This is a genomic window from Lentzea sokolovensis (genome assembly GCF_033949975.1).
Classification (GTDB): domain Bacteria; phylum Actinomycetota; class Actinomycetes; order Mycobacteriales; family Pseudonocardiaceae; genus Lentzea; species Lentzea sokolovensis.
In genome coordinates this window covers 588,675-600,997 of record NZ_JAXAVU010000001.1, presented here as the reverse complement: position 1 = coordinate 600,997, position 12,323 = coordinate 588,675, and the positions used below count along the sequence as shown (strand labels likewise).

Sequence of the window (12,323 nt, the reverse complement as noted above, 5' to 3'; positions counted from 1 at the left end):
CCTCCCCGCGGCCGAGGGTTTGTTCCCCACCTTAGGGAGCCGCGGGGGCGCGGGGGAATGGCGAAGTTCCATTCACAGGTAACGTCGCGGACATGGCGACATTGGTGACGTTCCACGCCCACCCCGACGACGAGTGCATCGTCACGGGTGGCGTGATGCGCAAGGCGTTCGAGGAGGGACACCGGGTCGTGCTCGTCGTCGCGACGCGCGGGGAGGCCGGGGAGGTGCCGGACGACCTGGCCGACGGCGAGGAGCTCTGGCAGCGCCGCGTCGTGGAGACGCACGCGTCGGCGGACCTGCTGGGGGTCGCGCGCGTGGAGTTCCTGGGATACCGCGACTCCGGGATGATGGGCGACGAGCTCAACGGGCACCCCGGATCGTTCTGGACCGCGGACGTCGAGGAGGCCGCCCAGAAACTCGCGGCGATCCTCGTCGAAGAGGACGCGAAGGTGTTCACCACGTACGACAGCTTCGGCGGCTACGGCCACCCGGACCACATCCAGGCGCACCGGGTGGGCATGCGCGCCGCGGAGCTCGCGGGCACGCCGGCCGTCTACCAGGGCATGGTGCGGGAGTCGGAGTTCCGCGAGGCGTTCCGGCGCGCGGGCATCGAGGAACCGCCGCCGCTCGGCGAGGACGCGGTGCCGGAGTCGGAGATCAACGTGGGCGTCGACGTCGCGAAGTACCTGGAGGTGAAGCGCGCGGCGATGCGCGCGCACGCATCGCAGATCCCCGAGCAGTCGTTCTTCCTGTCGCTGGACGAGCCCACGTTCGCGCACGCGTTCGGCACCGAGTGGTTCATCCGCGAGGGCCACGGGCCCGCGACCGAACTGGACCTCTAGACGAACAAACGGGGCGGTCCACTTCGGACCGCCCCGCTTTCAGTTCAGCTGGTTCAGGCGCTGCGACGGCGCAGGAACAGCAGGGTGCCGGCACCGGCGCCCACGAGCCCCAGACCCGAGAGCAGCAGCCACATCGGGGACGCGCCGGTTGCCGCGAGGGGCGGTTCCGGAGCGCTGCCGCCGGGAGCGGCCGGGGTGGTGGACGGCGGGACCTCGGAGGACGAGGGCACCTCCGGAGTCGTGGTCGCCGGCTTCGTGGCGGTCGTCGTCGTGGTCGTCGTGGTCGGCGGCGCCTTCTTCACGCACGGCTCGACCGTCTTCGTGTCCTCGTAGTTGTAGCCGTCCGACGCGGTCACGACGAGCTTGAACACGTGCTTGACGGAAGCGTCGAGGTTGTTCCACTCCTTCGAGAAGGACTCCTGGAACTCGGGCTTCTCGATCGGCAGCTTCGTCTGACCGTCCAGGACCGTGACGGTGTTCTTGGCCTTCTTGTTGTACTGGGTCAGGTTGACCGACACCTTGGTGACCTTGGCGCCCTCGTCGCAGGACGCCGTCCACCTCGGGGTGTGGGCGCTGGCAGGCGTCGACAGCGCCAACGTGGCGAGTGCAGCGGTGGCGGTCACCGCGAACGCGCCGAGAACTCTACGTGCCAACGAATCTCTCCTGCTCTTGCTTTTGATGCGTGGCGGGTCGAGCACACATTCATGATCTGAATCACCCGACCGGGTGAACCGCGCCACGCTAGCAACCGAGAGCACTCGAAAGGTCACCGTATGACAACGCTACGGTGTCACCACGGATAGATCCTCATGTTTTCTGTTAGGCCGATCGTGCCCGCGACGAGTCTCATCTGCTCCACGCCGCGCACGTCGGCGTCCAGCAGCCGCGGCGAGCAGATCATCACGGCGAGCGTCTGGGCACGGGACAGGGCCACGTTCAATCTGTTGCGTGACAAAAGAAAGTCCAGGCCACGTGGCAGGTCCACGGTGGACGACGACGTCATGGACATGATGACCGCGGGTGCTTCCTGCCCCTGGAAGCGGTCCACGGTGCCCACCCGAGTTTCGCCGAATCCCGCATCGGCGAGCCGTCGGCGGATCACCCGCACCTGCAGGTTGTAGGGCGCCACCACGAGAATGTCCGCATCGGTCAGTTCGCGCGTTTTGCCGTTGTCCGTCCACGTACGACCGACGATCGCGCGCACGGTGTCCACCACGGCTTCGGCTTCCTCGACCGACGACGTGATGTTGTGACGGTGATCGACCTCGCGCAGGTAGATCCCGGGCTCGATGCCGGAGATCGACCGATGCGCGGCGGATTCGTGCGAATGGAGCAGACCTGCATAGGAAAGTTCGGAGACCGGACGGCACACCGCCGGATGCATGCGACGCGTCTCGGCCAGGAAGTAGCCCAGATGCGCGGGGATCACGTCCGCGTCGCCGAGCAGATGGCCCAGTGCGGAGGCGTCCGAACCGGGCGGGTGCACGCCCTGCACGACCTGTGGCAGTTGCTGCGGATCGCCCAGCAGCACGAGGTTGCGCGCCGCCGTCGCCACAGCCACCGCGTCGGCCAGCGCGAACTGACCGGCCTCGTCGATGATCATCACGTCGAACGGCTGCGCCTTGATCACGGCGTTGGAGAACGTCCAAGCCGTGCCGCCGACCAGGTGGCCCTGCGGGTGTTCCTCGCGCCACCTGGCCAGCGCGCCGTTGTCCTTGGGCTGGTCCCACGGCAGGCCCTCGACGGGCTTCTTCTCCTTGGAGCGCTTGGCCATCGGGATGTCGGGATCCACTGAAGACAGCACGTTCTCGACGGCCTTGTGCGACGTCGAGGTGACCGCGACGGTCTTGCCCTGGTCGATCAGGTGCCGCACGAGCTTGGTCGCGAGGTACGTCTTGCCGGCGCCGGGTGGTCCCTGCACGGCCAGGGTCCCGCCGTCGAGCTGGTCGACGGCCTTGATCACGGCCTGCACCACGTCGTCGTGCTGCGGCAACGGTTGCGCGGGCGGCGTGCGCAGCAACAGGTCGATGCCGGGGTTGCGGGGGAGCAGCGGCAACAGACCGACGGCCTGCTCGGCCAGGTCCGCGACGGCCTCGTCCTTCGGCGAGGCGGGCACCGGACTGCCCGGCAGCACGGCGATCGGCAGCTCCGAATGCTCCTGCGAGTTGCTCTCGGTCAGCACCAGTTCGTACGGGTTGTCGTCCGCGACCACGGCGTTGCGCGTCACGTTGCCGGGGTAGAGCAGCCGAACCTGCTCCCCGGAGCCGAACGGATGCGGCCGCTCCGGGTCGATCCGCGCGTGCACCTGCCGTTTGTGCGTCCGGACGCGCCCGGCCGGCGGCACCCAGTCCTCGGCCTTGAGTGTGATCGGCACCGCGCAGTTGGAGTCGGTCTCCAGATCGGAGATGGGCGCGAGGGCCTGCCGGAAGAAGTCGCCCCACGCCGGACTCGCCTCCCGCCGGTGATATCCGACCGTCGCCGCGAACAGGTCGTGCCCCTCGGCGAGCAACGGCTCCGTCAGCGCCGCCATCCTGCGCGCCCGCTCAGCCGCCTTCTCCTTAGCTGCTTCGTCCTGCTCCTGCGGCGGCGCGGTCTCGATCTCGCGCTCGATCTTGATGGCGTGCAACAGATCCCGCAGACCACGAGTGGGAATCTCGTCGTCCAGCAACGGCTTCAGCGCCGGCAGCGTGTACTCCCGGGTGGACACCCGCAGCACCCGTCGCGTCAGCGCGCCGAGGTCGACGCACCGTCGCACGAGCTCGTCCACTTCGGACTCCTTCGTCGCCGTCCGCGCGGCCCGCCCGGCCAGATCGTGCGGCGTGAAGTGATACACCGTCCCAGCGGGCGTCCGGTCGACGAACTCCTCGAACGTGCCCTCCCACCCCGGCGTGCGGAACGTGTCGCCGTCGACCTCCAGGAACACGTCGTCCTCGGCCGGCTCCGGCAGGTTCGCCAACGCCTCGGGCGCCACGACCTCGTAAGTCGTCACGCCGGTCCGTTCCTGCTGCACCTGAAGCCGGGCCTGCGCGGTCAACGCCGCGAACGAGGCAGGTGACAACGTGGCGGGCCGCTCCTCGGTCGCCGCAAGCGCGTCGATCGTGTCAATGCCGACCGAAACCAGCTTCCGCCGCTGGTCAGCCCTAAGACCCGCCACGAGCGAGAGGTCCCGCGCCTCCTCACGACCAGAAGCGCAGTGACGGGCGAACCGGCACCCGTTGCACGCGGCCCGCACGTCCCCCCACGACCGCGGAGGCGCGGGTGAGGGCTTCGCGAGCCGCGTGCGGAGGCGCCCGAGCAGGGGAAGGAAGTCGGCGACGCGGAACGACGTCCGCCGCCCGTCGACGATCAGGTGCGCCCGCGCGGCCCCCAGTGCCTCAGCGGCGGCGACGAGCGACAACACGGCCAGGGGAGTGGCGTCCGAGGCCTCGTCGCACGGCTCGTAGCCCTCGGCGGTGCGCACGAGGGTCTGAGTCGAGCAGTGGAACACGCCGTCGAAGAACACGGCGTTCTCGACCAGGTCCGCGCCGGACCGCATCTCGGCGGCCGTCCGAGCGGCCTGACGGTGCAGTTCGGCGGGGTCGCCACGCCGTTCGTCACGAGCGAGGAAGCTGCGGTGCTCGCATTCGAGCAGGTCGACGAGATCGGACGGGCTGGCGAGCATGGCTGCCGATGCTAGCGCCGCCCCCTGACAGAACGGGCGCGCGACCCGCGTTCATCCCCGAGACGCGGGTCGCGCACCCGCACCGTCAGGAGCCGGTCACACGTTGGCCTCCACCAGGTGCAGCAGGGCCTCGTGGTGCGTGTTCGGGTAGTCGTGCGGTCGGAACGGACGCGTCTGCGCCCGCACCAGCGCCGCCGCGGCGGCCAGTTCGCCGGTCCGCACCTCGGTGTCCCGGTGCAGGAACGCGAAGTGCGGCTCCCGCACCTCGTCCGGCCACAACAGCGTGTGCAGCACCAGGACGCCCTGCTGTGGCCGCAGTGCCGCCAGCGTTTCCTTGCCCCGCAACGCGAACTTCACGATCGCCGCGGCCTTGGTGCGCTCCAGCGTCTCCCGCAGCAGCACGTAGGACCGCACGGCCAGGTCGTCCGGCTCCACGTAGTAGCTGCGGTGCAACGCGACCGGGTCCAGGTCGACCTGCGGCGCGAACTGCTGCACGTCGATCACGCCGTCCTCCGGCGCCGGCAGATCGCCGGGATCGATCTGCACGATCCGGCCGTCGTCCAGTTCGTAGCCGCGCCCGATGTCCTCCGGCGTGAGCCGCAGCGAGCACTCGCCGCACACCTGTTGGTGGCGTACGCGGCCACTGTCCTCGCGGTGCACCAGGTGCACCTTGCTGCGATGTTCGGTGGCGGCCGACACCAGCCGCACCGTCATCGTCGACATCCCGAACCGAAGTGCTCCCCGCCACACAGTTCTCATGACAAATGAGTACTCGAACAGGTGTTCAACTAAGCATAATGCCTGATGAAAGGCCTCGTTCGGACGCGTCCGACAGGTGCCTCGGACGCGTGTTTCCGACGAAAGTCACTCTGAAGGCCTACCAGGGAGATGGCGCGTAGTCCTTCAGGAAGCATCCGTACAGGTCCTCGCCGGCCTCGCCGCGCACGATCGGGTCGTACACCCGCGCCGCGCCGTCGACCAGGTCCAGCGGGGCGTGGAAGCCCTCCTCGGCGAGCCGCATCTTCATCGGGTGCGGGCGCTCGTCGGTGATCCAGCCCGTGTCGACGGCGGTCATCAGGATGCCGTCGGCCTGCAGCATCTCCTCGGCGCTGGTGCGCGTCAACATGTTCAGCGCGGCCTTCGCCATGTTCGTGTGCGGGTGCCCGGAACCCTTGTAGGCGCGGGAGAACTGGCCCTCCATCGCCGACACGTTCACCACGTACTTGCGGCGATACGAGGACTTCGCCATCGACGACCGCAGCCGCGAGATCAGCAGGAACGGCGCCGTCGAGTTGCACAGCTGCACTTCCAGCAGCTCCACCGGGTCGACCTCGTCGACGTTCTGGATCCACGAGTTGACCGGTGCGGTGTCCGGCACGAGGCCGCCCGCGTCGATGTCCTTCGAGCCCGCCATCAGCGCCAGCGTCGTCACCGAGTGCGCCTCGGGAACGGCGGTGCCGGGCAACGCCAGCTGCCCGTGCCCGCCGAACGAGATCAGCTCGGGACGGCGGGCGTCACCGGTCAGCTCGTCGTGCTCGGCCTGGGCCAGCGGCGTGTAGGCGTTGGCGGAGCGGCGCACGGTCTGGGCGGCGTTGTTGATCAGCACGTCGAGTGGGCCGCGCGACGCCACCTCGTCGGCCAGAGCCAGCACCTGGGACGGGTCGCGCAGGTCGATGCCGACGATCTTGAGCCGGTCGATCCACTCGGCGGCGTCCGGCATCGTGGCGAACCGGCGCGCGGCGTCCTTGGGGAACCGGGTGGTGATCGTGGTGTGCGCGCCGTCACGCAGCAGACGCAGCGCGATGTACATGCCGATCTTCGCGCGCCCGCCGGTCAGCAGGGCGTTGCGGCCGGTCAGGTCCGTGCGGGCGTCGCGCTTGCTGTGGTTGAACGCGGCGCACTCGGGGCAGAGGTTGTGGTAGAAGGCGTCTACCTCGACAAACCTCTTGCGGCACGTGTAGCAGGACCGCGCGCGCAGCAACGTGCCGGCGGTCGCGCCGGCGGCGTTCGACACGAGGGGGAGGCCCTGCGTCTCGTCGTCGATGCGGTCCGGCGACCCGGTGGCCGTCAGCGCGGTCACGGCGCGGTCGTTGGCCGTGATGGCGGCCTTGCGCTCGGTCTTCCGGAACTTCTTCGCGGCCTTGAAGATCTTCGCGGTGGCCCGGCGGACGCGCACGGCGTCGTCGTGTTCCGCCGGCAGGTCCTCGACCTGGGCAAGCACGCGCAGGCAGACTTCCAGCTCTGCGGGGTCGATCGAGGTCATGAGCAGGCATTTTACGGGGTGAGGGGGTGCTCGGGATGACCGGGCCCGAACTGCTGGTGCTGTGGGACATCGACAACACGCTGATCGCGGCGCGCGGCTTCGGCGGACTGATGTACCGCGAGGCGTTCCGGACGGCGTTCGGCCGGGAGCTGGCGGGCCCCGTCGACCTCGGTGGACGCACCGAGCTGGACATCATCGAGGAGACCCTGCGGCAGCACGGCATCGAGCACACCGAGGAGGCGTCGCGGCTGCTGGCCGACGCGCTGGCGGACTCCTTCGAGACGCGCCGCGCCGAACTGCCCGGCCACGGCGAGGTCCTGCCCGGCGCGCTCCAGGCGCTGGAACACTTCGCGGACGATCCGCGCGTGCACCAGGGCGTGCTGACCGCCAACCTCCGCAGTGTGGCGAGGATCAAGCTGGAGGAGTTCGGGCTGGCGCACCTCGTCGACTGGGACGCGAGCGCGTTCGGCGACGACCACGCCGACCGCGCCGAGCTCGTGACGTTCGCCCGTGAACGCGCGCAACGCATCCGGTCGTTCGCACAGGACGAGGTCGTGCTCATCGGCGACACCCCGCACGACGTCTACGCGGCGACGAAAGCGGGTGTGCGGCTCGTCGCCGTGGCCACCGGGCGCAGTTCGAGACAGGATCTCCACCAAGCTGGAGCCCAGATCGTGATCGACGACCTGAGCGACCTGTCACGGCTGGCCAGGAGCGTGTGGGCCACCTGAGACGGGTCTGAACGGCCCTGGCCGACGGTCGATCACGGCGTTATGGTGCGCGGCATGCCCACAGCAGGCGGCCCGACAGTCAAACGGCTGTCCCAGCCGGACGCCGACATCAAACCGAAGGCCCTCGGAATGCCCCGAGGCCGCACGGTGATCTCGGTCTTCGGCTCTACAGAAGACATCGAGACGGATCTCGCCGCGAAGTTGTTGCCGGTGCTCAGATCCGTGGTGGTGACGGCGGCGCGCAACGGCGCCGTGTTCGTCACCGAAGGCACCGACCGAGGCGTTGTCCACTTGCTGGGCATGGCTTTGCAGGCGTGCGAGCAGCGCTGGCCCGTCGTGATCGGGGTCGCGCCGAGCAGCAAGGTGCACGACCTCACCGAGACCTCCACCAACGGTCAGGTCCCGCTGGAACCCAACCACAGCATCGCCGTCGTCGTGCCCGGTTCGGAGTGGACGGACTCGACACCCGTGCTGTTCCGCACGATCGACGCGGTGCGCCACAAGAAGCCCGTCGTCGCTCTCGTCGTCGGAGGCGAGAACGAGCGGGAGGTGATCGACCACCTCAGCGGCGACAACCCGCTGCTGGTGCTCGCCGGCACCGGTGGTCTCGCGGACCGCATCGCGACAGGTGACCTCACCGGCGACCTCGCGGTGCTCGTGCGCAGCGGCAAGATCTTCATCGTCCACGTCGACGAGGGCGCCGGTAAGGCCGTCACCGCGCTGGAACGGCTGCTGGGCAAGGAGAAGCCCGTCAAGCCGCCGCGGATCCTGCCCAAGGTCCGGTACAAGGCGCCGGAACCGCGCCCGCTCGTCGATCCCGGCTTCGTCGTGGCGTATCCGATGCTCGCCGACGCCATCCACGACGCGAACCAGGTCGTCGCGCCGGCGTTCCAGGAGCTCGACTCCGAGGCCGAGGTCGAGCAGAACCGCTACCGGCTCACGGCCGTGCTCGCGATCGCGGGCGGCCTCACCACGACGGTGTTCGCCGGGCTGCAGACCTGGCTCAAGGACACGCCGTGGCCGGGCGTGCTCGTCGTGGCGGGTGGCGCGTTCGCCGCGGCCATCACGATCGTGGCGCGCAAGCGGGAGTCACTCGACAAGTACCTCACCGCCCGGTCGCGCGCGGAACGCCTGCGGGCGCTGTACTTCGCGCACCTCGCCTCCGTCGCCCCGGCCACGGAGGAGGAGCGCCTGGACAAGGTGGCGGACCTGGAAGCCGCGGTCAGCAACCGCAAGCACGAGGTGGTACGGACATGAGCGACAAGCAGCGCCAGGCCCAGTTCGTGGAAGCCTATCTGCGCCACCGCTTCCAGGACCGGCTCGACCACTTCGAACGCGCCCGCAAGCGCTACTCCCGCGCTCGCACGTGGACGGTCGCGCTCGCCGCCGCCTTGTTCATCGCCGCCGCTGCCGCCGCGGCCGTGGGGATGGCGGACGGACCGCGCAGGGCCATGTGGGGTTTCGTGGCAACGGTTCTGGCCGCTTTGGGCACCGCGATGTCGCTGTACGAGGCGACGTTCGGTTTCCGCCGCCTGGCGCGGGAGAGCGCCACCACTTCCGTTGCGCTGCAACGGCTCGCGGTGGACGGCCCCACGCCGGACGACGTGGACGACGAACGGCTGGTCGCATTTGTGACCGAAGTGGAATCGGTGCTCAGATACGGCAGGTAAAGTCGAATCGTGGCAAAATGATCAGGGGACAAGGCGAAGAAAGCGCTCCCATGGTTACCACGCAGCGTGGGTGATCGATTACGGTAAGCACCGGTTCTGGTGTTTCCGTCACCCAGTTGCCATGATGACCACATCCCCCGATGCGGAAGCAGGCACGAGATGACTTGGGCGCGTCCCGCGATCGCCGAGCCCGAAACCGGCACCTTCGCCGAGGCCAAGGCTCTGGAGAAGGAGCACAGCACGATTCAGAACAGCAAGGCGGCACGCACCGTGGCCTGTCACGCCACGGACGCGCTCGACTGCGCTGACCTGCTGGAAATGCTCGGCTTGAACGCCACGGAGGGCAAGGTCCGGGTGTAACCCCGCGACTGGATCCACCACTCGGCCACCAGCAGGTTCACCACGAACGACAGCCAGTTCGCGGTGGCGAAGATGAGCAGCCCGTCCCCGTCGGGCATCACCGCGCCGAGAGCAAGCCCCCAAAGGCGACCCGTCACGGCGGCGCCAGTGAGTGCGAAACCGCGGATCATCCAGATGCGGTGTTCGCCGAACTGGCGCCGCCGTGCCGTCTTCAGGCCGTAGAGGGCCGTCACGAACCACAGCACCGACAGAACCGTCAGCGGCGCGGACGAGGCCAGCCCGGCCAGCGACAGCTGAGCGCACACGACGCCGAGCAACGACGACGGCAGGACCGCCGCGAAGTACACGCGCCCCATCACCCGGTGCACCCGCGGATGCCGGCCGCGCAGGCGAGGCCAGAACTGCGAGACACCCGCGAGGACCGCGACCGTTCCGGTGAAGATGTGGGCGACCAGAAGCCCGTAGTGGACCGATCCGTGCAACGGCGGTCTCGCCTGATCCACGTCCAGGGTGACGTACGCGCTCGCGGCGAAGATCGTTATCGCGACGCAGACGAATCCCGATACCGCCAACCAGGCGGCGTACCCCCACGAAGTTTTCATACTTCAAGCGTGTCAACGCCTTCACTCGAACGCGCTGGTGTGGCCCCCCGAGCGAGCAGTGGGGAGCTCCCTACTGGGATGATGGGACTCATGCGGACGGTCGAGATCTCCGAAGAGCCGATCAGGCTAGGGCAGTTCCTCAAGCTGGCGCAGCTGGCCGAGGACGGCGCACACGCCAAAGAGCTCATCGAGGACGGGGAAGTCCACGTCAACGGCGCTGTGGAGCTCCGGCGTGGAGCACAGCTGCGGCACGGTGACGTAGTGGTTGTCGAGAGTGACGAAGTGCGCGTTTCCGTTCGGTCGTAGCGCATTACTCCGTTCAGCGGTAAGTGCATGCACAATGGCAGTCGATCAGACTAGGGCCTGAAGACCTGTTCTGAGCCATTACCTCGCGACATACGTATCCAATTATGTCCCTTGTGGACATCTGGAAACGTGTTACGTCGCCACGGTTTCCAGGCGGTGAGACGCGCGTCACGTCCGGTATTCGGACTTCGGGAAAGTTTTTTCCAGGGTCTGTAACGCCGATGCCGGTACGTGCGAATCACCGGTTGCGAGCTTCGGGCGCCAATCCAGTTCGACGTCGTGCCGAAGATCGCGAAGCTGGAAGTTCCAAGGTCCTCGGGGTGACCTGTGCCTGTGCGTGTCCAAAATCGCCGCTGAGCCGGGGAGATCAGAACGATGAGTGAGCAGGTCCGCGCTGCCCGTGACGTCGCTGCCCGTGACGTCGAAGGGTTGCGCTCCACGCTCAATCCTCTGTCGGAACACAGACAGACGCACCCACCCGTTGCCCGCTGGGAAAGCCGCTACCGCTATGCCGTGATCACCGCCGACGTGCTGACCGTTGTCCTGGTCGTCATCGCCGTCGGTGCCGTCATGAGCATCAGACACGCCGCTTTCGGCCCGCTTTCCCTTGCCCTGCTGGACATACTCACAGTAGTTCTCGTGGTCGGCTCGCTCGCGATCAACCGCGTGTGGACGCCGACCGTTCTCGGCCAGGGTGCCGAGGAGTTCCGAAGACTCGGCCGGGGTTTGTTCGGTGCCGTCGTGGCGCTCGGACTCGGAGCGCTCGCCGTCGACATCCCCGGCGCCCGCCTGTGGATCTTCGTCGTGGTTCCCGCGATCGCCCTGGTCGCGTTCCCCATGCGTTACCTCCTGCGCCGCCCGCTGCACCGCGGTCGCAGTGAAGGACGTTTCCTGCTCTCGGTCCTCGCCGCCGGCAACCTGGACACCGTCGAGGACCTCATCCACCGCACCAAGCGCGTCGCCCACCTCGGCTGGCGCGTGGACGCGATCTGCACGATCGACGGCCGCGGCCGCTCCGGCACCGACGTCGAGGGTGTTCCCGTCGTCGGCCAGCTGCGTGAGCTCGCCGAGCACGTCCGCCGCGGTGGGTACCGCATCGTCGCCGTCACGCCCGACGCCTACTGGACACCTCGCCGTCTCCAGCAGCTCGCGTGGGCGCTCGAAGGCTCCGGTGCCGAAATGGTCGTGTCGCCCGGTCTCATGGAGGTCGCCGGCCCGCGACTGCACATGAGCGCCGTGCTCGGCATGCCGCTGCTGCGCGTGAGCGAACCGGCACTGAGCGGATTCCGCCGTCTGGTCAAGGAAGTCGTCGATCGCGTCGGAGCGTTCGCCCTCCTGGTCCTGCTGGCACCGCTCATGTTCGCCGTCGCCGCGTTCGTGATGATCGACAGCCGTGGTCCCGTCTTCTACCGCCAGAAGCGGGTCGGCAAGACCGGCGTGCCGTTCACGATCATCAAGTTCCGCACGATGGTGACCAACGCCGACGCGTTGCGCGCCAGGCTCGCCGCTGTCGACGAAGGCAACGGCGTGCTGTTCAAGATGAAGAAGGACCCGCGCATCACCAAGGTCGGCACGTTCCTGCGCCGCTACTCGATCGACGAGCTTCCGCAGCTGTTCAACGTCCTCGCGGGCAGCATGTCGCTCGTCGGCCCGCGCCCGCCGCTGCCGGAGGAGACCGCGAAGTACTCCTCGGACGTGCGGCGCCGCCTGCTGGTGAAGCCCGGACTGACCGGCCTGTGGCAGGTGAGCGGACGGAGCGATCTCTCGTGGGAGGAGTCGATCCGGCTCGACCTGCGCTACGTCGAGGACTGGTCGCTCGCCCTCGACCTCGTGATCATGTGGAAGACCTTCCGCGCCGTCTTCGGCGGCCAGGGGGCCTACTGATGGG

11 protein-coding genes are annotated in these 12,323 nt (G+C 68.4%); 6 read left to right on the top strand and 5 right to left on the bottom strand.

From position 1 onward, the window contains the following. The first annotated feature begins 92 nt into the window (after positions 1-92). Positions 93-842 carry a PIG-L family deacetylase gene (locus SK854_RS02855; RefSeq protein WP_319973351.1) on the top strand — a complete coding sequence of 250 codons (750 nt, stop codon included), beginning with the start codon at positions 93-95 and terminating at the stop codon, positions 840-842. 53 nt (positions 843-895) lie between these two features. On the opposite strand, the gene SK854_RS02850 is transcribed toward SK854_RS02855, so the two are convergent. From SK854_RS02850 to SK854_RS02835, 4 genes are all read right to left on the bottom strand, one after another. Then, complete coding sequence (locus tag SK854_RS02850; protein ID WP_319973350.1) at positions 896-1,495, bottom strand: LPXTG cell wall anchor domain-containing protein; 600 nt, start codon at positions 1,493-1,495, stop codon at positions 896-898. A gap of 137 nt (positions 1,496-1,632) precedes the next feature. Continuing rightward, entirely contained in the window at positions 1,633-4,503 is a 2,871-nt protein-coding gene (locus tag SK854_RS02845; RefSeq protein WP_319973349.1) for a bifunctional RecB family nuclease/DEAD/DEAH box helicase, read from the bottom strand. A 96-nt stretch (positions 4,504-4,599) separates the two neighbouring features. Beyond that, positions 4,600-5,262, bottom strand: coding sequence for a non-homologous end joining protein Ku (gene ku / locus SK854_RS02840; protein ID WP_093588179.1), 663 nt, complete (start codon positions 5,260-5,262; stop codon positions 4,600-4,602). A 118-nt stretch (positions 5,263-5,380) separates the two neighbouring features. Further along, on the bottom strand, positions 5,381-6,766 hold the full coding sequence (locus SK854_RS02835) for an SDR family oxidoreductase (protein WP_319973348.1): 1,386 nt from the start codon (positions 6,764-6,766) through the stop codon (positions 5,381-5,383). 35 nt (positions 6,767-6,801) lie between these two features. Here SK854_RS02835 and SK854_RS02830 point away from each other — a divergent pair, with 35 nt between their 5' ends. The 3 genes from SK854_RS02830 to SK854_RS02820 are packed head-to-tail and all read left to right on the top strand — an operon-like array spanning position 6,802 to position 9,167. After that, entirely contained in the window at positions 6,802-7,497 is a 696-nt protein-coding gene (locus SK854_RS02830; RefSeq protein WP_319973347.1) for an HAD family hydrolase, read from the top strand. Between the two features lie 54 nt (positions 7,498-7,551). Then, complete coding sequence (locus tag SK854_RS02825) at positions 7,552-8,754, top strand: DUF4231 domain-containing protein (RefSeq protein WP_319973346.1); 1,203 nt, start codon at positions 7,552-7,554, stop codon at positions 8,752-8,754. Beyond that, positions 8,751-9,167: an SLATT domain-containing protein gene (locus tag SK854_RS02820; protein WP_319973345.1), complete on the top strand. Its 417-nt coding sequence runs from the start codon at positions 8,751-8,753 to the stop codon at positions 9,165-9,167. The genes SK854_RS02825 and SK854_RS02820 overlap by 4 nt, the downstream gene beginning before the upstream one ends. Before the next feature lie 278 nt (positions 9,168-9,445). Here the strand turns inward: SK854_RS02820 and SK854_RS02815 are convergent, their stop codons facing one another. After that, positions 9,446-10,129 (bottom strand): DUF2306 domain-containing protein, encoded by a 684-nt coding sequence (locus SK854_RS02815; RefSeq protein WP_319973344.1) that lies wholly within the window; start codon positions 10,127-10,129, stop codon positions 9,446-9,448. Positions 10,130-10,219: 90 nt separating this feature from the next. Between SK854_RS02815 and SK854_RS02810 the strand changes: the two genes are divergently transcribed. Together SK854_RS02810 and SK854_RS02805 are read left to right on the top strand one after the other, a co-directional pair. Next, positions 10,220-10,435 (top strand): RNA-binding S4 domain-containing protein, encoded by a 216-nt coding sequence (locus SK854_RS02810; RefSeq protein ID WP_319973343.1) that lies wholly within the window; start codon positions 10,220-10,222, stop codon positions 10,433-10,435. A 375-nt stretch (positions 10,436-10,810) separates the two neighbouring features. Continuing rightward, a complete protein-coding gene (locus SK854_RS02805) occupies positions 10,811-12,319 on the top strand; it encodes a sugar transferase (RefSeq protein ID WP_319973342.1) in 1,509 nt (502 codons plus the stop codon). The last annotated feature ends 4 nt before the right edge of the window (positions 12,320-12,323 follow it).